The sequence below is a fragment of the Mycobacterium sp. ST-F2 genome, assembly GCF_001905655.1.
Lineage (GTDB): Bacteria > Actinomycetota > Actinomycetes > Mycobacteriales > Mycobacteriaceae > Mycobacterium.
On the sequence record NZ_JMHT01000073.1, the window covers coordinates 122275 to 143159 of the forward strand.

Annotated in this window: 23 protein-coding genes; 10 read left to right on the forward strand and 13 right to left on the reverse strand. The window is 66.7% G+C overall.

Features of this window, described 5'->3' with window-relative positions; genetic code table 11:
- Positions 1–62: 62 nt before the first annotated feature.
- Positions 63–1013: an LLM class flavin-dependent oxidoreductase gene (locus tag EB75_RS24685; protein ID WP_073697877.1), complete on the reverse strand. Its 951-nt coding sequence runs from the start codon at positions 1011–1013 to the stop codon at positions 63–65.
- Between the two features lie 84 nt (positions 1014–1097).
- On the opposite strand from EB75_RS24685, the gene EB75_RS24690 reads away from it, so the two are divergent.
- Positions 1098–1916, forward strand: a complete 819-nt coding sequence (locus tag EB75_RS24690) for a helix-turn-helix domain-containing protein (RefSeq protein ID WP_073697878.1) — start codon at positions 1098–1100, stop codon at positions 1914–1916.
- A gap of 96 nt (positions 1917–2012) precedes the next feature.
- Here EB75_RS24690 and EB75_RS24695 read toward each other — a convergent pair whose 3' ends face one another.
- From EB75_RS24695 to EB75_RS24705, 3 genes are all read right to left on the reverse strand, one after another.
- Entirely contained in the window at positions 2013–2714 is a 702-nt protein-coding gene (locus EB75_RS24695; protein WP_286150311.1) for a DUF4396 domain-containing protein, read from the reverse strand.
- 71 nt (positions 2715–2785) lie between these two features.
- Positions 2786–3751 (reverse strand): oxygenase MpaB family protein, encoded by a 966-nt coding sequence (locus EB75_RS24700; protein ID WP_083612549.1) that lies wholly within the window; start codon positions 3749–3751, stop codon positions 2786–2788.
- A 147-nt stretch (positions 3752–3898) separates the two neighbouring features.
- Positions 3899–4621 (reverse strand): TetR/AcrR family transcriptional regulator, encoded by a 723-nt coding sequence (locus tag EB75_RS24705; protein ID WP_083612550.1) that lies wholly within the window; start codon positions 4619–4621, stop codon positions 3899–3901.
- Positions 4622–4899: 278 nt separating this feature from the next.
- Between EB75_RS24705 and EB75_RS24710 the strand changes: the two genes are divergently transcribed.
- On the forward strand, positions 4900–5673 hold the full coding sequence (locus EB75_RS24710; RefSeq protein ID WP_142239801.1) for a hypothetical protein: 774 nt from the start codon (positions 4900–4902) through the stop codon (positions 5671–5673).
- Positions 5674–5700: 27 nt separating this feature from the next.
- Here the strand turns inward: EB75_RS24710 and EB75_RS24715 are convergent, their stop codons facing one another.
- Positions 5701–6003: a hypothetical protein gene (locus EB75_RS24715; RefSeq protein WP_073697882.1), complete on the reverse strand. Its 303-nt coding sequence runs from the start codon at positions 6001–6003 to the stop codon at positions 5701–5703.
- Positions 6003–6386 carry a heme-binding protein gene (locus EB75_RS24720; protein ID WP_073697883.1) on the reverse strand — a complete coding sequence of 128 codons (384 nt, stop codon included), beginning with the start codon at positions 6384–6386 and terminating at the stop codon, positions 6003–6005. Before EB75_RS24720 ends, EB75_RS24715 begins: the two co-directional genes overlap by 1 nt.
- 277 nt (positions 6387–6663) lie before the next feature.
- On the opposite strand from EB75_RS24720, the gene EB75_RS24725 reads away from it, so the two are divergent.
- From EB75_RS24725 to EB75_RS24735, 3 genes are read left to right on the forward strand one after another with little or no spacing between them, the layout of a single operon-like run.
- On the forward strand, positions 6664–7449 hold the full coding sequence (locus tag EB75_RS24725) for a bestrophin-like domain (RefSeq protein WP_060999945.1): 786 nt from the start codon (positions 6664–6666) through the stop codon (positions 7447–7449).
- Positions 7450–7496: 47 nt separating this feature from the next.
- Positions 7497–7898, forward strand: a complete 402-nt coding sequence (locus tag EB75_RS24730; protein ID WP_061010375.1) for an ArsR/SmtB family transcription factor — start codon at positions 7497–7499, stop codon at positions 7896–7898.
- Positions 7895–8905: a cation diffusion facilitator family transporter gene (locus tag EB75_RS24735; protein WP_061006794.1), complete on the forward strand. Its 1011-nt coding sequence runs from the start codon at positions 7895–7897 to the stop codon at positions 8903–8905. The genes EB75_RS24730 and EB75_RS24735 overlap by 4 nt, the downstream gene beginning before the upstream one ends.
- Here EB75_RS24735 and EB75_RS24740 read toward each other — a convergent pair.
- Together EB75_RS24740 and EB75_RS24745 are read right to left on the reverse strand one after the other, a co-directional pair.
- A complete protein-coding gene (locus EB75_RS24740; RefSeq protein WP_064858306.1) occupies positions 8902–9336 on the reverse strand; it encodes an ester cyclase in 435 nt (144 codons plus the stop codon). The two genes, EB75_RS24735 and EB75_RS24740, sit on opposite strands and share 4 nt — an antisense overlap.
- Before the next feature lie 48 nt (positions 9337–9384).
- Entirely contained in the window at positions 9385–9747 is a 363-nt protein-coding gene (locus EB75_RS24745; protein WP_061006796.1) for an ArsR/SmtB family transcription factor, read from the reverse strand.
- Positions 9748–9830: 83 nt separating this feature from the next.
- Between EB75_RS24745 and EB75_RS24750 the strand changes: the two genes are divergently transcribed.
- Positions 9831–11780, forward strand: coding sequence for a heavy metal translocating P-type ATPase (locus EB75_RS24750; RefSeq protein WP_083612551.1), 1950 nt, complete (start codon positions 9831–9833; stop codon positions 11778–11780).
- Between the two features lie 21 nt (positions 11781–11801).
- On the opposite strand, the gene rd is transcribed toward EB75_RS24750, so the two are convergent.
- Positions 11802–11984 carry a rubredoxin gene (gene rd / locus EB75_RS24755; protein WP_073697884.1) on the reverse strand — a complete coding sequence of 61 codons (183 nt, stop codon included), beginning with the start codon at positions 11982–11984 and terminating at the stop codon, positions 11802–11804.
- A gap of 28 nt (positions 11985–12012) precedes the next feature.
- Entirely contained in the window at positions 12013–13095 is a 1083-nt protein-coding gene (locus tag EB75_RS24760) for a fatty acid desaturase (protein WP_073697885.1), read from the reverse strand.
- Positions 13096–13178: 83 nt separating this feature from the next.
- On the opposite strand from EB75_RS24760, the gene EB75_RS24765 reads away from it, so the two are divergent.
- Together EB75_RS24765 and EB75_RS24770 are read left to right on the forward strand one after the other, a co-directional pair.
- Positions 13179–13895, forward strand: a complete 717-nt coding sequence (locus EB75_RS24765) for a TetR family transcriptional regulator (RefSeq protein WP_162563671.1) — start codon at positions 13179–13181, stop codon at positions 13893–13895.
- A gap of 43 nt (positions 13896–13938) precedes the next feature.
- Complete coding sequence (locus EB75_RS24770; protein WP_073697886.1) at positions 13939–15138, forward strand: acyl-CoA dehydrogenase family protein; 1200 nt, start codon at positions 13939–13941, stop codon at positions 15136–15138.
- A 67-nt stretch (positions 15139–15205) separates the two neighbouring features.
- Here EB75_RS24770 and EB75_RS24775 read toward each other — a convergent pair whose 3' ends face one another.
- Entirely contained in the window at positions 15206–15826 is a 621-nt protein-coding gene (locus EB75_RS24775) for a hypothetical protein (protein WP_061006800.1), read from the reverse strand.
- A gap of 231 nt (positions 15827–16057) precedes the next feature.
- A complete protein-coding gene (locus EB75_RS24780; RefSeq protein WP_061006801.1) occupies positions 16058–16261 on the reverse strand; it encodes a hypothetical protein in 204 nt (67 codons plus the stop codon).
- Between the two features lie 256 nt (positions 16262–16517).
- Between EB75_RS24780 and EB75_RS24785 the strand changes: the two genes are divergently transcribed.
- Positions 16518–19994, forward strand: a complete 3477-nt coding sequence (locus tag EB75_RS24785) for a serine/threonine-protein kinase (protein ID WP_142239802.1) — start codon at positions 16518–16520, stop codon at positions 19992–19994.
- A gap of 19 nt (positions 19995–20013) precedes the next feature.
- Here EB75_RS24785 and EB75_RS24790 read toward each other — a convergent pair whose 3' ends face one another.
- Complete coding sequence (locus EB75_RS24790; RefSeq protein ID WP_073697887.1) at positions 20014–20304, reverse strand: hypothetical protein; 291 nt, start codon at positions 20302–20304, stop codon at positions 20014–20016.
- Positions 20305–20518: 214 nt separating this feature from the next.
- On the opposite strand from EB75_RS24790, the gene EB75_RS24795 reads away from it, so the two are divergent.
- Positions 20519–20857: a MerR family transcriptional regulator gene (locus EB75_RS24795; protein ID WP_502689394.1), complete on the forward strand. Its 339-nt coding sequence runs from the start codon at positions 20519–20521 to the stop codon at positions 20855–20857.
- Positions 20858–20885 lie beyond the last annotated feature (28 nt).

A 20885-nucleotide genomic window follows, 5' to 3' on the forward strand; every position in this document is an offset into this window, starting at 1 on the left:
CGGGTGCCTGGATCGTCTGCTACATCTCATGTGCTGACCGCATGCCCACCACGGCGAGTGCCTCATCGCAATAGAGCATGGACTGCCTGCAATTGCCGCAGTTGCTCGGTGAAACCGTCGGGGCCGAGGACGCCGATCCGACACACCAGGTGCCGCGCACCGGCATCGATGAAGCTCGCCAACTGGGCGGCGACGGTGTCGGTCGTCCCCGCCGCGTAAGTCTGGATCTGCTCGAGGACAGCAATGCCGGCCCCGTAGGTGTTGGTGGCGAAATGATCCAGCGCGGCCCGGCCACCGTCGGCGTCGTCGGTGACCAGCACGGTGACAAACAGCGCGGGCGTGACGGCGTCGGCGGCACGGTCGGCGCTCTGCGCCGCGGCCCGAACCTCAGCCAGACCTGACCGATATACCTGCGGCGTCGGCGGATACGGCAGCCAGCCGTCGTACAGTCGGCCAGTGCGGGCCCGGGCACCGCTGGTATCGGCGGCGAGCCACACGGGCGGGCCTGACTCGCTGAATGGCGTGATGCCGGCCGGGATGTCGTCGAGCTGCAGCACTGAACCGTGAAATGAACTGGTTTCCTTGCAATTCCAGAGCTGACGCCATAAGGCGACGGTGTCGTCGAGGCGTGCGAAACGCCGCTGCCAGGGCACCTCCGAGGCCGCATACTCCCTCTCGGACACTCCAGGAAAACCCGCGCCCACCGCCACAGTCAGGCGTCCGCCCGACAGCCGGTCGATGGACGCGAGTACCTGCGCCGTCTGCACAGGCCGGCGCAGCACCGGCTGCAACGCCGCGGTACCCAGCGTGATCCGGTCGGTGACAGCCGCGGCCGCCGACAGAAACGTCAGCGCTTCGATCCGTGGGCGCACCAGCGAATCGTTGGCCCACAGCGAATCAAATCCCAAATCCTCGACGGCCCTTGCCATCTCGAGGAGCTCGCGGAGATCGGTACTGGCCCACGGTTCGGCGGCCAGGGGTGGCATGACACCAAGACGGATTGACTGATCCATGCCACGAGCGTCGCGTCAGCGTCGCTGCGCGACAATTCCCCGCAGGGAATAGCGGTCAGCACCGCAATTGGGTTGACTGGTCGCATGACCGCTTCCGCGCTCGGTGACTTCGGTACGACGCTGCGACAGTGGCGCAATCTTCGTCGGCTCAGCCAGATAGACCTCGCGATCGATGCCGGCACCACCCAGCGACACCTGAGTTTCCTGGAGCAGGGACGTTCAGCGCCCGGGCGCGACATCGTCAGCCGACTGGCCGACTCGCTGAAACTGACGCTGCGGCAACGCAATGCGCTGCTGTCGGTGGCCGGCTTCGCGCCGTCGCATCCGGAGTCACCGCCTGACGCGCCGCTGCTCGAACCGGTGCGCAAGGCACTTCAGCATGTTCTCGACGGCCACTTGCCGTACCCGGCCCTGGTCATGAACGGCTTTGGCGAGCTGGTCGCCAACAACAGCGCGTTCGGCCTGCTGACCGACGAGGTCGCGGACTGGTTGCTCGAACCGCCGGTGAACGTTTTGCGGGTTGCCTTGCATCCCGAGGGCATGGCACCACGGATCGTGAATCTCGACGATTGGCGGCGCCACATCCTGCACGCACTCCGCGAGCGCGGCCCGCACCCGCGAATCGACGCGCTGATCGCGGAACTGGAGAGCTACGGCGTGCCCGCGCCGGGCAGTCAGCCAGTCGAATCTCTCGGCTTCGCGGTGCCACTGCACCTGTCCTCGCCTGACGGTGACGTGCGGCTCATCGCGACCATCGCGACGTTTGTGACCGCGCTCGATGTCACGGTGTCGGAACTGCGCCTGGAAGCATTTCTGCCAGCCGATGCGCAAACCGCTGCCATCCTCGCGCGCCGCAATGAAGACCGACGTCCCGCTGAAAACATTGTTGCAGAACATGTTTGACCGAGTCTTCGGGGTCAGGTCAGGTCAAATCGGCGCCGCCGGCGCGGCGTGCAGTGAGTCGGTGACCTATCGGTGGCATCGGGATTCTGATGTCGGTCACGGTGCCGCGTGTGCGGACGGTGCTGTCTGACTGTGCGACGCGGTGTCGGGTGCGCCGAGTTGATCTGCGACGGCGACAACCAGGCCGCCGAGCATGAAGGCCGTGATCGCCGCGGCCAGCGTCGGCGTACTGAGGCTGGGGATGAATCGCCGGGCTCCCGCGATGTCGGGACCGCCGCCCCCGTGGTACTTGTGCGTCAGTGCGTGGCCTTTGCCTTTTTGCAGCAGGTACCGGTTCACCGGGTAGGCGGCGAAGAAGGCGACAGTCAGCGCGATCATCATGCCGATCCAGAAGATCGGGTTGACCAGGCCGGCGTTCATCGCGCCCGGGATCACCGCCATGACCAGGTTGTCGACGACCTCCATGGTCGCGATCGAGAGGGTGTCGGCGGCCAGCACCACGCTGAGCGCCGTGCCGATCGCCAGGCCGGCCTTCAGCAGCGGCAGCGTCGAGAGGGTGTAGCCGAAGATGAAGGCCAGCGCGATGGCCAGGGCGATGGTGGCCAGGTTCGTCAATCCAAGGGCCGTGCCGATGATCAGACCGACGATCTCACCGATGGCGCAGCCGGTGAGGCAGTGCAGCGTCGCACTGACCGCCATCGCGTTGATGTCGGCGCCGTGGTGCGCATGATCCATGTGAGAGCTGTGGTCATGTTCGGCGTGGTGGTTGCCGTGGTGGTCGTGGGACTCGCTGGCCATGGTGTCGTTCCTCATCGTCTCGATCGCGGTATCGGAGTCGAGACCACCATACCCCCAGGGGGTATATATGGCTAGGCTGTGGAGGTGACGGTGCCGCCCTCGGCCTCGGCGCGGTTGGCCGCAAGTTGCGCGCGCGAGTAGTGGGTGCGCCAGCCGGGTTGTCCGAAGCGTCGGCGCACTGCGAAGTAGGCGGGCCCGAACTGTCCCGCGACCGGGATGGGGATCGCCCGCCAGATGGCGGCGTGGATGCGGCGCTCCAAGCGGTCGACTGCGGTCGTCCGCAGGCCCAGGCCAGCGTGGAACTTCTCCGGGACGCCGGCGAGTACCCCGACGCGGACGGTGCGCGTCACCGGCAGTGACAGCAGTCGCCACAGCGACATCGGGACCAGGTCCCAGCCGCGCGGCTTCGCGAGGTTCAGCGCATGGTCGACGATGAACTGCACCTGGGGATTGACTTCGAGGGTGTCGTCGACGATGGGTTGCCAGTAGTCGCAGAAGCCGGCATAGGTCTCCGGTAGGGCGCGGACGCCGTAACGGATGCCGACCTCCTTGAGTGCGCGGTAGGCCTGTTCGCGTTCGTCGTCGTTGGCGAACAGTCCGAACTCGTCGGCGATGTCGAGGACGCCTTTGAGGATGGATCCCCAGGTCCAGTTCCAGACGTCCTTGTTCCACGCGTGATACGGGCTGCCGTCGGGCATGGATCCAGAGATGGGGCGGTGCAGTTCGTACAGGCCGTGGGCGACCTCATCGGCTTCCGGCCCGGCGAACACGATGCCCATCACCATCTCGTAGGTGCTGATCAGACGGCGGCTCGCTGCCTGCAAGGTCGGGAGGTCCTCAGTGCCGTTGAGCGCGCGGTCCTTCTCGCTGAGGACATGGGCGATCTTCGGGTGCAGCGTCGGCATGATCAGTGCCGGCACGTTGGCGTACAGCAGCACCAGTGGATGGCCGACGACGTGGCGTCCCAGTGAGCCTTCGGCCAATGGGTCGGCCGTTGAGGCCGCGGGGCGCGCGGTGGATGCGGGGGTGGATGTCATTGCACAGACTCCCTTGTCGGCGTCGAGTATAGAGAAAACGGTCGTCTTCTCAACTGGGTGGACGCTAACACGACGCCGCGCAGTAGGCCAGTTCTGCCGTGACGCGCGGCTGTCAAAAAGGGGCTTGACGTGCGGTGATATCCCTTGTCAGAGGGCGATGGGCGAACGCTCCGCAGGGGTGAGGACGATGCGCTCGAGCAGGATTCGGGCCATGTCGAGGATGTCGAGCAGGGTCGCCACGGAAGCTGATCCAAGGTGTTGCACGACCAGCTCGTTGACGCCACCGAGGGCCCCGACCAGCAGCGCGCGATCGGACGACGTCGGAGCGGGATCGGGGCCCGCCGCGCCGCGGACCCGGCGCAGGTGCTGCACCAAGACGCCGGCGAAATCGGCCAGCCCCTGCGACCGGCGCGCCCGGATGCGATCCGTGGAGGCGACTGCCTCGATCACCAGACTCTGGGTGAATGCCGGTTGGGAGGCCAGGGTCCCCAAGTACGTCCGGGCACCCGCTTCGATCACCTCTGCCGCCGTGGTGGCGATGGCCGCTGCGTCGCGCATCCACTCGACCAGAAGATCCACCGCGGCGTAGGTGGCCAGGAAGGCGGCTTCCTTGTCGGGGTACAGCTCGTAGAACGTCTTGGTGGAAATGCCTGCGCGCGAGGCGATCTGGCGCACGCTCGCGCCGGCGTAGCCGTGCTCGGCCACCACTTCCACGGTGGCCACTTGCACCCGGGTCTCCTGCGACTGGCGTACCTCGTCGCGGGTCAGTCCGTGGCGGTGACGCGGCAGCACGGTGGCCGCGTGCCCGGCCTCGTCCAACAACGATGCTCCCGTTGCGGCACGTTGTCGGGCCGGCTCTGCTTCAGTCACTTGCCAGTCCTACGCCACAAGTGCGGCGATTCGCAACCGTGGGTAGTGACGCGATGTGGCAGGAATTCAATCGAGTTGGCAGGTGGCGCCGTGGATCGTGGGGGCTGCTGTGGATGAGACCGATTCGGGCCTGGTCCTGAAGTGCGGAAATTCCGCCATATTTACGCAATTGCAGAATCCTCCCCGCGGCCGGCGAATTGCAAGGTGATCGCCGGGCAAATGTCAAATCGCAGCAATCGTGGTAATGACGTTCTCTGGTTGTCTACACTTCCGTCCAAATGTGTGAATTTGACATGAACGCGTGCGATCCCGTCGATGTGGCGCAGCAGTTGGACGCGACCGGCGTGGCTCGGGTAGCAAACGCCCTGCAATGGGATTGGGTGATTGATTCCCGGGCCGAAATCGACCGGTGGTTGGCCGAGTACGGCGAGCAAGACCATTTCGTCCTGGCGCCACAGGACGGGCACCTGGAATCAATTCACGCTTTCATGGCCAGCGATTCGGTTCGCGCATTTCTCGACAATGTCGTTCGCCAGCGGTTCCCGGACCGCGCGCATGAAATGGCCGGCACCGCGGTGCGTATCGTGGCCGGGCCGCATGCCGACGGCGATGCCTGGTGGTTCCACTACGACGCCAGTGTCGTGACGATGGTGGTCCCGCTGTTCATCCCGGAAGCGGAACCGGGCCGGTCGGGCGAGTTGGTGGGGTACTTCAACAAGCGGCCGTTCCGCCGCTCGGTGCTGGTCAACATCTTCGACAAGATCGTCCACCAGAGCGCAACGTTCCGGCGGCGGATCCTGGACAGCCTCGGCCGGGCCGGCGGCCCGACCGTCGTCGACATGAATGTCGGTGACGTCTACCTGTTTTGGGGATACCGGAGCCTGCACGCCAACATGCCGATCGCCTCGGGTCAGCGGCGCGTGACGCTGCTCATTCACTACGGCCAGCCGCACGCGCCCAGCGGCGCACTGGCCGCGGCCAAGCGCTTGCACTGGGCTTTGCGTGGCCGCACCGACGCCGCGGACCAGCCGGCCGCCGCAGGGGCGTACTGACCGGCGTGGTCCGAGGCGGGTGCGGGCTCAGCGGCAGGTGTTGGCGCTGACCCAGCGGCCGTTCCAGCCGACGCAGCCCTGAACCGGCGGTGGCGGCGGTGGCGGCGGCATGTCCTCAGGTAGTGGCGCGTAGTAGGCCGGCGGCGGAGCGTACGGCGCGACTGCGCCGAAGTCGGTGCATCCGCTGACCGTGATGCGTCGTCCGGCGCCGAAGCAGACATCGGCGCCCGCGGTGCCGGCGGGGACGACCGCGATCAATCCGGGTACGGCGGCTGCGGCCAGTGCGGCGGCGAGCAGCCGGCGGCGGGGGCGTGGCGAGATGGCGGACATCAGTCGCCCAACAGCGGACGGTCGGGCTGCTCGAGGCCACAGCGCTCGCGGAAATCTGTCATCGGCTGACGGATCGCGCGAAGTTCGTTGTGCGCCTGCGGGTTTGCGTCGAAGAAGGTGCGCACGTCGTTGGCGACCTCATCGCGAGGCTTACCCTGCAGGCTGCCGTAGAAGTCGTTGACGTCCGGGTGCGTGAACAGATAGGCCGATGCGGCAGCGGCGACACCCGAAGCTACGCCGGCCAGATCCGCGGGAGTGCAGTTGGGGGCCGCCGGGGCGGCCAGCGCCTGACCCGACATCGGCAGGGCGACGGCCATGACGGCCACGGCGGCTCCTGCGGCAGCCACGACCGCCCGCTGGGCGACCGATTTGGTGAAGACCATTGCCGTATTCCTTTCCACAGTGCCAGCTCCGGGTCGATCGATCACCGGACACAGCCGGACTGTAGCAGGCGGATTGACCCCGCCGACATTTTCTGGGTGCGCGCAGTCCGGAGCTTGCCGGCAGTCAGTTCTGTGCGACGGCCTTGGCCGGGGCGCCGGCCGGGCCGGACGTTGCCGGCGCACCCGGCAACCGAGTGGTGTTGTGCGGTTTCGTGCTCGAAGGAGTTTGCCGGAATGCTTGGCAACGCCTCGAGGTGATTGGCATGCTTGGTCCACTATGGGTGACCTCGGAGTGTTCGGCGCGTGGCTTCTGCTTGCCATGGTTGTCGGCGGGGCGGTCTGCGTGGCGGTCGGCTGCGTGTTCGTGACGCGACGCATGATCGCCCGCGATGCGCGCCCCGAACAGAACTCGTTCCTGTCGCCGTTCCTGACTGTTGTCGGTCTGGTCTACGGAGCGCTCCTCGGATTCACCGTCGTCGTCGGCTGGCAGCAGTTCCTCAGTGCCGAGACGAACGTCGCCAACGAAGCGTCGACGTTGACGACGCTGTACCGCCAGACCGTCGCGATGCCGCAACCCGAGCAGGCGCAGGTTCGCGAGCAACTGCGTAAGTACGCCGCCGCAGTGCAGGGGCCCGCCTGGGGCATGGACGAGTTCGCCGACATCGGCAACAACGGCCGCGCCGCGCTCAGCGAGATGTATCGCATTGTGGGAACGCATAGTTCGGGACCGACGGCGAGCCCGATCGATTCGCAGTTTCTCAGTGAGCTGACGGTGTTGGCCTCGGACCGCAGCGAGCGCATCCTCAATTCCCATCAGCGCATCCCGGCGCTCCTGTGGAGTGCCCTGATCTTCGGTGGGACGGTTCTGATCCTGTTGACCTGCTTCATGCGGCTGGAGAACGCCCGCGCGCACGCGGTCCTGGTCGGAGCGGTCGCCGTCCTGTTGTCGCTGCTGCTGTACGTCATCTACACCCTCGACCATCCCTTCGGTCCGATAGGTGTTACGCCGCAGCCGTTTTCGCATGCGGTCAAGGTGTTCGACATGGTGGACCGCGGCAGCTGATCGCCGCTCCCGGAATCGATCGGCGGTCGACGGTCTATTATCTGCGTATGAATGCAGATAACCAGGTGCCGGCGCCGCTCGCCGACGACCAGGTGCGTCTGGTGGTGGAAGTGTTCCGGATGCTCGCCGACCCGACGCGGGTCCAGCTGCTGTGGGCGTTGAGTGCGTGCGAGCTGTCGGTCAACGAACTGGCCGAGCGCGTCGGCAAGCCCGCGCCGTCGGTGTCACAGCATCTGGCGAAGTTACGCATGGCGCGGTTGGTCCAGACCCGCCGTGCCGGTACGACGATCTTCTACAGCCTTGAGAACGAGCACGTGCGTCAGCTTGTCGTCGACGCCGTGCACAACGCCGAACACGCGGGTCCCGGGGTGCCGGCCCACCATCGGCAGGACCCGGGCGTGCGGAGTCTCGATGCCGACACCGCCGTGCGCAGGGGCGGCCGGCGATGAGCGGGCACCACCCTCACGGCGACCACGATCATGTGCACGAGCACGGCCACCAGCACGATCACAGCCACTCCCACGGCGGCTGGGGCGCGGTCAGAGGGCTGTTCGCTCCCCATTCCCATGACGCGGCGGACAGCCTGGACAGCGCGCTCGAATCGAGCGCCGCCGGTATCCGGGCAGTGAAGATCAGCCTGCTGGTGCTGGGTCTCACCACGGTGGTGCAGATCGCCATCGTGGTGGTGTCCGGGTCGGTGGCCCTGGCGGCCGACACGATCCACAACTTCTCCGATGCCCTGACCGCGGTGCCACTGTGGATCGCATTTGCGTTGGGCGCCAAGGCCGCAACGCGCCGCTATACGTACGGCTTCGGCCGGGTGGAAGACCTGGCTGGGTTGTTCGTGGTCGGCATGATCACGCTGTCGGCGATCGTCGCCGGCTATGAGGCGGTACAGCGGTTGATCCACCCGCAGATGATCGATCACGTGGGATGGGTGGCGCTGGCCGGACTGGTCGGATTTCTCGGCAACGAAACGGTGGCGGTCTACCGCATCCGGGTGGGGCGGCAGATCGGGTCGGCAGCGCTGGTCGCGGACGGCATTCACGCGCGCACCGACGGGTTCACGTCCCTGGCGGTGTTGCTCGGCGCCGGCGGTGTGGCCCTTGGATACCCGCTCGCCGATCCGATCGTCGGGTTGATCATCACGGTGGCGATCCTGGCGGTGCTGCGCACCGCGGTGCGAGATGTGTTCCGTCGCTTGCTCGATGGCGTCGACCCCGCACTCGTCGACACTGCCGAGCAGTCGCTGGCAGCCGAACCGGGGGTGCGGTCGGTGCACAGCGTGCGCATGCGCTGGATGGGGCACCGCCTGCATGCCGACGTCGAACTCGACCTCGATCCCGAGCTGAGCCTGGCGCAGGCCCATCGGATCGCCCACGACGCCGAGCATCATCTGGTGCACGCGGTGCCCAAGCTCACGACCGCGTTGATCCACGCATATCCCGCGCGCTAGACCCTGCCCACTGCGCCGAGTTGCTGCAGCTGCGACAAGGTGTCGACCACGCCCCAGACTTCGGCGATCAACCCGTCGGAGAATCGGATGATGAACATCTCTTCGTACACAACGGTTTTGCCGGTCGGCGCCAGTCCGCGGTACTCGCCGAGATGTGTCCCGGTCACCGTCTGGCGGGAGGCCAGCTTGTCATGGTCGACGACCATGTCGTCGACCATGACGTGAATGTCGGGGAAGGCACGCAGGAGCAGCGTCCAGATGAGCTTCATGGTGTCCGGCCCGGAACCCGCCGCGAGCGGTGAGTGGACCACGGCGTCGGGGAGGAAGACGTCGTCGATCGTGCTCACGATGTCGTCGATGTCGCCGCTGTTGCAACTGCAGTGGAATCGTTCGAAGGTCGCGACATTGGTGCTTGTGGGTGTGGTGGACATGGACCCTCCTTGCGATGTGGCGCAACGGTTCACGAGACCACCCGGCGCTCAGCTCGCGTCGCCCGTGCGGTCCGCCAGCCCCAGTCTCAGGTGCTCGCTGTGATAGACGGCTTCGTCGAGCAGTTGCGCGACGTGGTTGTCGTACAGGCTGTAGACGATGCTGCGGCCGCTCCGGGTGCCGGTCACCAGCCCGAGATTGCGCAGTAGGCGGAGCTGGTGTGAGACGAGCGACTGCTCGAGTCCGATCGCGTCGGCGAGGTCGGTGACGGAGCGAGCGCCCTGGCGTAGTTCGGTGAGGATCATCAAGCGGCTCGGAGTGGCGAGTGCCTGCAGAGTCGTGGCGACCTGAGCCGCGGCGTCAGCATCGAGCCGCCCGGTGGGGCGGTCACGCCCCTCGACACCATGTCCCACGGTTGTAGTGTACTCGTGCACACACATGAAGACGTATTCATTTGTTCTGATAACGTTGGGCGCATGTGTTTGCGAGGTTCGCCATGGCGACGGTGACTCAGGACGCTCGGCCGGCGATGGCCGGTGCGGCGGTGGCTCCGGCGCGCCGCGGATGGTTCGACCTGTCTGAGATGCGCTGGGCAGCAGCGGCTTTGGCGTTGTTCCTCGCCGGTTTGGTGGTGCAGCTGGCCGGTGGCCCGGCATGGGTTTGGTGGGCTCTGTATCTCGCGTGCTACGTCACCGGCGGTTGGGAGCCGGCGCTGGCGGGGCTGCAGGCGCTGCGTGAGAAGACCCTCGACGTGGATCTGCTGATGGTCGTCGCCGCGATCGGTGCGGCCTTGATCGGCCAGATCACCGACGGTGCCCTGCTGATCATCATCTTCGCGACCTCCGACGCGCTGGAAGCGCTGGCCACCGCGCGGACAGAGGACTCGGTGCGCGGCCTCCTGGACCTCGCGCCCGACACCGCGACCCGGTTGTCCGACGACGGCGAGTACGTGGTGCCGGCCACCGAACTCGAGGTGGGCGACGTGGTGCTCGTGCGGCCGGGGGAGCGCATCTCCGCCGACGCCACCGTGATCGACGGCGCCAGTGAGGTCGATCAGGCGACCATCACCGGTGAACCGCTGCCGGTCGCCAAGACCCTCGGTGAAGAGGTCTTCGCCGGCACGCTGAACGGCACCGGAGCACTGCGGATCCGGGTCGACCGGCGGGCCGCCGACTCGGTCGTGGCGCGCATTGCGGCGCTGGTGGAAGAAGCGTCGCAGACCAAGGCCCGCACGCAGCTGTTCGTCGAGAAGGTCGAGCAGCGCTACTCGATCGGCATGGTGGCCGTAACCCTCGCGGTGTTCGTGATCCCACTGCTCGTGGGGGACTCCGTGCGGGAGGCGCTGCTGCGGGCCATGACCTTCATGATCGTCGCCTCCCCGTGCGCGGTGGTGCTGGCCACGATGCCGCCGTTGCTGGCGGCGATCGCGAATGCCGGTCGGCACGGCGTGCTCGTCAAGTCGGCCGTCGTGATGGAACAGCTCGGCGCCGCCACCCGCGTGGCGTTCGACAAAACCGGAACATTGACCCGCGGGACGCCGGAACTCGCCGAGATTCGTCTGCTGGCAGACGATTTCACAGAAGATCAGGCGCTGACGCTGGCCGCGGCCGCTGAGCACCGCAGCGAGCACCCCTTGGGCGCGGCCCTCGTCCGGGCGGCGCTGGCGCGTCGACTGTCCCTGCCGCGCGTCGCCGACTTCGTCGCCGAACCGGGCCGCGGCGTGCGGGCCACTGTGGACGGACGCATCGTCACCGTGGCCGCGCCGTCGACCGAGAGTGCCGAAGCCGCGGCTCAGCTGGAACGACGCGGTTGCACGGCGGTCGTCATGGCGGTCGACGGTCGCGCCGTCGCGGTGTTCGGCATGACCGACGAACTTCGTCCCGACGCACACAGTGCGGTTGCCGCCGTCGCCACGCTGACGGGGCAGGCGCCCGTCCTGCTCACGGGCGACAATGATTCTGCCGCAAGGCAATTGGCCGGCCAGGTGGGTATCACCGAGGTACGCGCCGGGCTGCTGCCGCACGACAAGGTGGCTGCGGTCCGGGACCTGCAGGTCGATGGCGGTCGGCTGGTCATGGTCGGCGATGGCATCAACGACGCGCCCGCGTTGGCGGCCGCGCACCTGGGCATCGCGATGGGTGGCGCCGGTTCGGATCTCACGCTGCAGACCGCGGATGCCGTCGTCATCGGTGACGACCTGCGCACCATCCCCGCGGTGATCGCGCTGTCGCGACGGGCCCGCCGCGTGGTGCTGGCCAACCTGGCAATCGCGGCGACTTTCATTGCGGTGCTGGTGGTCTGGGACCTCGTCGGCACCTTGCCGCTGCCGTTGGGGGTGGCGGGCCACGAAGGTTCGACGATCATCGTCGGACTCAACGGGCTGCGGCTGCTACGGCGCGGTGCCTGGGGCGTGCCCAGCAATGACGCCACGAACCCGGGCCGATGACCCGGGTTCGCAGAGTGCTGCTCAGTCCTCGTAGGGGACGAACTCGTCCTTGCTGACGCCGCAGACGGGGCATACCCAGTTGTCGGGGATGTCCTCGAACGCGGTGCCGGGGGCGATTCCGCTGTCGGGGTCACCGTCGGCAGGGTCGTAGATCATGCCGCAGCGCACGCAGATCCACAGCTGGGCGGTTTGGGTCTCGTTCATGGTGTTTCCTCGGTAAGAAGTGGTGGGGTCAGGGCTCGACGTGTGCCGGGGCGAGGCTGAATCGGTTGGCCCGCTGGAAGGTGCCGAAATCGTTGAAGCGGACGCCGTTGTCGCGCAGCACTTTCTGGCAATCGTGCTTGATCGCTTCGCGGAGGTAGAACGGGTCGCGAACCAGGAAATGGTGGATCGCATGGGTCTCGCCGAAGTTGAAGCACAGGGCGTGGAAAGGCTTGAGCCACTTGGCCGTCCACACCTGCGTCTGCTGCATCACGTTGTGCTCCTCGACGTCGCCGTAGTAGTGCATGTTGGAGCTGACGAAGTGCAGGCAGAATGTGCGTACCGCGTTCGGCGCCAGCAGCGTGACGGCGACGAAGTTCAACGCGGTCACCCAGGAACCGGAAACAGTGTTACCGGAGACGAATTCGTACACGTGCAGGCCGATGAACAGATGCCACAACGCGTAGTGGATGGTCCCGAGCGGGAAGTACAGCGCCAGCGTCTTGGCGGCCAGTTGGCGGGCTTCTTCGGGTGAGCGGGCCTCGTGCTTGATGTAGGCGGTGACGATGGCGCGTTGCCGCAGCGGCTTGGAGTAGATGCCCAGCATGGAGTCCAGCAGGCTGAGCAACCGGTGGCTGCCCCAGCCTTCGCCGTTGGTGATGCCCCGTTCCTCGAGGTCGGAATCGGTGCCCGAGACCTCGTGGTGGTGCAGGTGCAGTGTCCGCCGGATCCAGGGGTTGATGGTGCTCGGCCGGAAGAACCAGACGCCGAACATCATCGCGTTGTGGACCACGCGGTTCTGCCGGAAGTACATCGAGTGGATGAGGTCGTGCTCCAGCTCGTGCAGCAATGACAGCCAGAACGCGGTGATCAGGATGGTCGCGTACCACGGCAGGATGCCGGCCGCGTAGAGCGCGGCGTCGACGACTACGCCGGCGATCGACATCAGGAAGACCGCCATCCCGATGCTGTCCTGGTGGGCGGCCAGGAACGGATGGCGCTCGCGCCAGTCGTTGCCGATGCGGATGAGTTCGCCCCGGACCGCAGCGATGCGGTTGCGGTCCTCCTCGGCCAGGTTGCGCTCACCCGGCAGGCGGGTTGCGATGCGTGCCATGATCTCTCCATTCAAGTTAGAGAACGAATGTTCCGTAAGATATGGTTGTCGATATGGCGAGGTCAATAGCTATAGTTGGTTTCGTGACAGGTAACACAGAGAACAAACGATCTCTATCTGTCGAGGCGGACTCCGGCACCGGGCGGGATCGGCATGGGCGCCGGACGCAGCAGGAGCGCCGTGAGCACACCCGCCGCGCGCTGATGACGGCGGCGCTGGATCTCACCGGCAGTGGTTCGAGCTTCGACGCGCTGAGTCTGCGGCAGCTCGCCAGCAAGGCCGGCGTCGCGCCGTCGGCGTTCTACCGCTACTTCCAGTCGCTCGATGACCTCGGCCTCGCCGTGATTCACGAGACGTTTCGCACGCTGCGCGAGATCATGGGCGAGATGGCCTCTCTCGACATCGATGCGTCCGGTGGCGCCATCCATGTCGGTGTGCAGGCCCTTCGTGGCGTGGTCGCGCGGGACCATGCGCACCTGGCGTTCCTGGCTCGCCAACGCGCAGCCGGTCATTCGGTACTCCGGCGCGAGATCCGATCCGAGATCCGCTTGTACGCCAGCCAATTGGCCACCTACATGGCCCGGTTCGAACCCATCCGGTCGTGGACCGTCGGTGACGTGGAGATGCTGTCGAGCATGTTGATGGCCACCATTCTCGCCGGTATCGACTCGATGCTCGAGGTCATCGCGCGCGGGCTCGACGACGAGACCACGGCGCGCGATCTGGACACGGCCGCCACGATGCTCGAGCGCCAGATTCGGTACCTGTACGTCGGTGCCACCGCGTGGCACAGCAGTTGATGGCCGGCAGAACTGAAACCCCCTTACTACCAACAGGAGTGGCATGACATTCTCACTACAACCCAGCGATGACGTCATCGAGGTGCGCGACTGGGTGCACCAGTTCGCCGCCGAGGTCATCCGCCCCGCCGCCGCGGAATGGGACGAACGCGAGCAGACCCCGTGGCCGATCATCCAGGAAGCGGCGAAGATCGGGCTGTACTCGCCAGAGCTGTTCGGCACTCAGGCCGCCGAGCCGAGCGGGCTCGGCATGCTCACCGTTTTCGAGGAACTGTTCTGGGGTGACGCCGGAATCGCGCTGTCCATCATGGGCACCGGTCTGGCCGCGGCGGCCCTGGCGGGCAACGGAACTCCGGAACAGATAGGTCGGTGGCTGCCGGAGATGTTCGGCTCTGCCGCCGATCCGAAGGTCGCGGCCTTCTGTTCGTCCGAGCCCGATGCCGGCTCCATTCGGGCTCGGGCCCGCTACGACGAGGCCACCCGCGAATGGGTGCTCACCGGCACCAAGACCTGGGCCACCAACGGCGGCATCGCCAACGTGCACATCGTCGTCGCGTCGGTGTACCCCGAACTCGGATCGCGTGGCCAGGCCAGCTTCGTCATCGGGCCGGACACCAAGGGGCTGTCCCAGGGGCAGAAGTTCAAGAAGCACGGCATCCGGGCGTCGCACACCGCAGAGGTGGTGCTCGACAACGTGCGGCTGCCCGAGGACGCGATCCTGGGCGGCCGGGAGAAGTTCGAGGCCCGGGTGGCGCGGGTGAAGTCAGGTGCATCCGCGGGTGGCCAGGCCGCGATGAAGACGTTCGAGCGCACACGTCCGACGGTCGGCGCGATGGCGGTCGGCGTGGCCCGGGCCGCCTACGAGTACGCCCTCGAATATGCCTGCCAGCGTGAGCAATTCGGCAAGAAGATCGGTGAATTCCAAACCATCGCCTTCAAGCTGGCGGACATGAAGGCCCGCATCGACGCTGCCCGGCTGCTGGTGTGGCGGGCCGGGTGGATGGCACGTAACAACGTGCCGTTCGAGAACGCCGAGGGCTCGATGGCGAAGCTGGTGGCCAGCGAGACCGCCGTGTACGTGACCGACGAGGCGATTCAGATTCTCGGCGGCAACGGGTACACCCGTGACTACCCGGTCGAGCGGATGCACCGAGATGCCAAGATCTTCACCATCTTCGAGGGCACCAGCGAGATTCAGCGGTTGGTGATCTCGCGCGCGGTGACGGGTCTGACGATCCGCTGAGTCACGACTCGTCGACCGGCGACCGGGCGCACGCGAATCCGCAAGTCGCCGCGCTCTGAGCCTGCCGTCAGACGAGTTCCGGCACCCTCAGGTGAGCGATCGCCAGCTCGAACTCGCAGATGTCGACCAGGCTGCCACCCAGCTGAGCGAGCTTCTCGGTGCGCAGCGCACTGGCCTGTTCACGGTTGTTGTCCAGCGCGGCGGCGTTGTCGAACGTCACCGACGACACAGCGCGTCCGGAGGGCTTGTCGAGCAGGAGGCTGGCGCTGCAGAACCCCTCGAGTTTTTCTACGGCCGGCAGGACCAGCGTGCGGTAGAAATCGGTCAGCAGATCAGCCTGGTGGGGTTCGACCGAGAACCACGCGACCCGAAGGCAGGCGCCCTCCGGCGAACGGTGGTCGCGGTGCAGTGCGGTGACCTCCCACTCGTTGATCTCCTTGCGGGTGCCGTTCAGCAGCTCTGCGGCGCGTGCCCCGAGTGGCCGCGCGGCGTGCGCCGTCAGGTGCATCACCGCTTCGGACTCCCACGCGCTGGTGGCGATGCAGCGTCCCAATCGCCGGTCCACCATCAGCGACATACCGGCGGCGCCCAGCTCTTCGAGAGCGGGCAGCACGGTGTCGCGCATGTACGCAACGCCCGCGTCGATGGACGCCGGCTCGGCCTGAAACGTGGTTGAGCGTGCGTACACCAGGCGCTCCTCGGTTACGGCAGCGCCCGGTGGCGCTGCTGGTTCTTCCAACAGCGTCCCTTGTCGCCCCCGATGGTGCACGGGCTTTGCCGGAATCCACAGACTGCGTTAAGGAGCGAGCACGGCGGCGCGAAACCACTGGCAGAGCCGCAGCGGAACTCAGCAAACGTTTCTACGACAACGTCCGCAACTCGCCCTCACCGATCCGCGACTGGCTCAGGCGTCAATTGGCTACTGGCCGGTGGCGTAGGCCAGGGTGCGCGCACGTGCCGGCGCGGCGACGTGCGGCAGCGCGGCGGAGTGGACGGCGGCAGCGGCTGCGCTGCGGCGGGCGTTGAACCAGCGGACGCCGGCGGCGGTGACGACCAGCAGCAGCGGCCACAGGCCGATGGCGAAGAGAACGACGGCGTCGATGATGAAGGCGGGTTCGAGCATGGCAGTACTCCCGAGGTTGGTGGAATGTATTTGATCCGTTGGTATTTGGCGGTTCCCAACGGGGAAGCTGATACAAGAACGGTACGGCGCGGGCGCACGGCGACCCAGGTACCGCCGAGACAATCTTTTGGCGATCTCGCCCGAATCGTTGTCCGGAAGGAACAAAGGGACATCAATTTCCGCGGGTGGCCCCCATTCCGGCCTGCCGCGCCGACAATTGAGGGTGGCGACAGCAACCGAACCGAAGGCCTCCGACGTGTCAGAACCCGACGAAACGCAACGTGGCGTCGCGACCGGCATCGTCGCGGAGCTCGAAGCCGAGGGCTTCTACGGCGCCGAGCCCGTCGGACGCGGTGGGTTCGGCGTCGTCTACCGGTGTCGCCAGCCGGCGCTGGACCGGATCGTCGCGATCAAGGTCCTGGGCGCCGACTCGGACGACGTCGACCTCGAGAATTTCGAACGTGAGCAGCGGGCCATGGGCCGGGTGTCAGGTCACCCGAACATCGTGCCGGTGCTGCACAGCGGGCTGACGTTCACGGGGCGCCCGTTCATTGTCATGCCGTACCTGGGCCGGAACACGCTGTCGGCCTGGATCCGGCAGCACGGCCCGCTGGCCGTCGGGGAGGCGCTGACGGTCGGGGTCCGGCTGGCCGGGGCGCTGGAAACCGCGCATCGCGCCGGCGTGCTGCACCGAGATGTCAAGCCGCCCAACGTACTTCTCTCGGCGTACGGGGAGCCGCAGCTGTGCGACTTCGGCATCGCCCGCATCGCGGGCGGCCGCGAAGCGACCATGAACGTGTTCGTCGGATCGCCGTCGTACACCGCGCCGGAGCTGTTCGAGGGTGCGACGCCGACGGCCGCCGTCGACATCTACGGGCTCGCCGCTACCGTCTTCACCTTGATCAAGGGGGAGCCGCCGTTCCAGTTCCAGAAGGGGGAGAATCCCATCGCGTTCGCCCGGCGCGTTCTCGCCGGGCCGGTGCCCGACCTGCGCGGGAGCGGCGTCGCCGATCCCGTCTGCGCTGCGCTCGAGCAGGGACTGAATGTCGATCCCGCACAGCGCCCCGCAACGGTCGCGGAATTCGGCGAGTTGTTGCGGGCCGCGGGTGCGCGCGTCGGACTGAGCATCGCTGACGTCCCGCTGGAGCTGCCGGCAGTCGCGTACGACGCGGTGGAATCGTCGCCGGACACCGGCGGGCGCTCCACCGGAGGGATCGGACTACGGACCGACGGTTCCGGGCGGTCGACCTATCCGCCCAGTTCACCGGCCAGGTTCCGGCCGCCGACGTTCAGCCGCCCGCCGGTGCCGCGGCGAAACATCCTGGACCGGCTGGGTGCCGGGCGCAGGCCGAAGCTGGTGCTCATCCACGGACCGGCCGGCTACGGCAAGACCGTGCTGGCGACGCAGTGGGGCGAGGCGCTGGTCCGCGCGGGCCTGCCGACGGCCTGGCTGACGGTCGATGCCGACGACAACAACGCCTTCTGGTTCGTGGCGCACCTGATCGAGGCGGTGCGTGTCGCGCTGCCCGAGCTCGCGGACGCGTTGCAACAGGAATTCGATGAACGGCCGGACTCCGCGCTGCGGCAGGTGCCCAACCTGTTGATCGACTGGCTGCACTCCCGCAAGCAGACGCTGGCTCTGCTGATCGACGAGTGGCATCGCGTCACCAGCGCCGACAGCCTGGGCACACTGGCTTACCTGCTCGAGAAGGGCTGCCACCACCTGCACCTGGTCGTGGCCGGCCGAAGCGGCACCGGCCTGCCGTTGGGCACCCTGGGTGTGCAGGGTGAACTGGTCGAGATCGACGCGTCGCTGCTCCGGTTCGATGTCGAAGAAGCCCGGGCCCTCCTGGTCGACCGGTGCGGCCTGGATTTGTCGGGGGCCATCGTGGCCGACCTCGAAGAGTCGACCGACGGCTGGCCGGCCGCCCTGCAACTGGCATCGCTGAGCCTGCGTGACGGCGGTGATGCCGCCGCGCTCGTCGGTCGGCTCTCCGGCTCGGACAAGGTCATCGGCGATTACCTGACGTCCAATGTGCTGGACAGCCTGGAGCCCGAGCTCGTCGAGTTCCTGTCGGCGACGTGCATCACGAAACAGGTCTGCAGCGGTTTGGCGACCGCGCTCACGGGGCGCCCACACAGCCGGGAGATGCTCGAGGACATCGAGCGGCGGGACCTGTTCCTGCGGCGGACCGACGCGGACGGGACCTGGTTCCGTTACGCCAATCTGTTCGCCGACCACCTCCGGCACCGGTTGAAGCGTGCGGACGAAGACCGCGTCGCGGCGTTGAACCGAACGGCCGCACAGTGGTTCATGAAGCACCGGATGTACAACGACGCCGTCGATCACTGGATGGCCGCGGGCGATGACGACCAGGCGGTCGACGCCGTCGAGCAGGTATCGCCGGATCTCCTCGAACAATGCGAACTCATGGCACTCATCGGTCTGGCAGCCAAGTTGCCGCCACACCTGGCCGAGGAGCGGCCGCGGCTGCAGACCAACCTGGCATGGGCCAACGTCATTCTCCGCCGGCCCGCGGCCGTGGCTGACGCGCTGCAATTGGCCGAGGACAACATCGACCTGCTCAGCGACGACGAAAGCGACGACGTCCGTTGTGAATTGGACCTGTTGCGCGTGGTGATGGCCGGGCATGCCGACCACATCGACGCGTTCACCGAAACAGCGGCGCAGGCATGTGTGGCCCGGACCGACACCCTGGCCCCGTTCGTGCTGTGCCGCGCGGCGTACACCCTCTCCTACGTCGCGCTGCGCAAGTTCGACTTCGACGGGGCACTGCGCTGGCACCGGTGGGGGCACAAGTATCGCCGATCCATCGCGGGGCCGATGACCGTCGGCTACGGGTATCTCATCGCCGCCCTGGCCGCCAACGAGCAACTCGATGTAGCGGGCGCCGAGGCGCATCTGCGGCACGCGATCAGGATCGCCCTGTCGCCGTCGGGGCGGCCGACTTACATCGCCAAACTCGCCGGGGCGCTGCTGGGTGAATTGCTCTACGAGCGTGGGCAACTCGACGAGGCAGAGGTCCTGCTCGACGAGGCGTACGCCCTCGGGGCGGAGGGCGGCATCGTGGACGTGATGCTCGCGACCTACCGCGCGGGCGCCCACGTGAAGAGTGCCCGCGGTGACACGTCCGGTGCCGAGCACAGACTGTCGGAAGGACTGGGGCATGCCCGGGCGCTGGGGTTGCCCAGGTTGGAGGCGGCACTGAAGCTGGCCCTCATTAGCGCCGCGACCTTGTCCGGGAACGAGATCGACAAGACGCTGGCGCGGCGCGTCATGGCGCACGGTGTGCAGGACTTCGGTGAAAGCGGCGATCTGACAGCAGAATTCAGAGAGGACGCACAGATCAGACTGCTTTTGCTCGACGGGCAGCCGGCGGCATCAACCTCGGCGTGCGAACGGGCTCGGGTCCGGCTCGACAACACCGACAAGCTGCGGCGGCCACGCGCGCATCTGCAGGCCAGGATTCAATATGCCCGGTGCCTCGCGGTGGCCGGGCTGGACGAAAAGGCTCAATGGGTGCTGGCTCCGGCACTGAAAACCTTTGCTGCGCTTGGCTTGAGCAGGCTCCTCGTCGACGAGGGACCGGTAATGCTGCGCGTCGCACGTGACGTGGCGGCCGGCTGGGAAACGGTCGACGTAGCCACTGCGGCCGACATCAGCGACTTCGTCCACAAGCTCGAGGCGGCATCGTTGCATCACACGGGTTGATGGCGCCGGTGGCCCACTGTCACTGCAGACCGGCCACCGACGCCTGTTCATCGCCTGGCGGACCGGCGGCATCATCTATCCCGAGAACTTTTTGCACGACAGCATCGATGCTGGGGATGTCATCGAAGGTCTCGGTCGCAGGAGATGCGGTGTCGCTCAGCACTGTTGCGATGACGTCCCAGGTGTGGCCGGCGGCATGTGCCGACTCGACAGCCGCGCGCAGTTCGATCTGTGCGGCGCGCAGCGCCTGGTGAGCCGCGCTGATGCGTTCGATGTACGCGAGGTGCAACTCCTGCTTCTCTGTCGACATCTCCTGTGCTCCAAGCGTTCTTGAGGCTGATGACCGATTCGGGCGCCGAGACTGAGCTTGTGTGTCAAATCCAGCCCAGATCTGGCACACCAGCTCATGTTCGTCAGCTTCGCCTATACCTGTGCATATCCGGTAGTTTATCTGTGTCAACTGGCATAGATTTCTATATAGCACTGTGCCATGATTCAATGCAAGTAGTGGAACAGGAAATCTCATGAACGATGCAGATCGCCGGCTGATGCCGCCGAACGCAGGACCTTCCGCCGCGGGTCCGGCATCTGATCATGCGGTGTACGGGATCACGGTCGCTGCCGAACTTTCCGGCGCGCCAACACAATCACTGCGGCTGTGGGAACGCCACGGGCTTCTCACGCCGGCGCGCACCGATGGCGGTACCCGCCGCTACAGCGCAGACGACGTGGCCCGGATCGGGCGCATCGTCGCCCTGGTCGCCTCCGGCGTCAACATCGCGGGAATCGGCAGGATCCTCGAATTGGAGGATGACAACAGCGCGCTGCGCAGCGCTGCCGACCGGCGCAACCGGCCGAAGTGACGGCCGGCTGACCAGTTCGCGCGGTTGA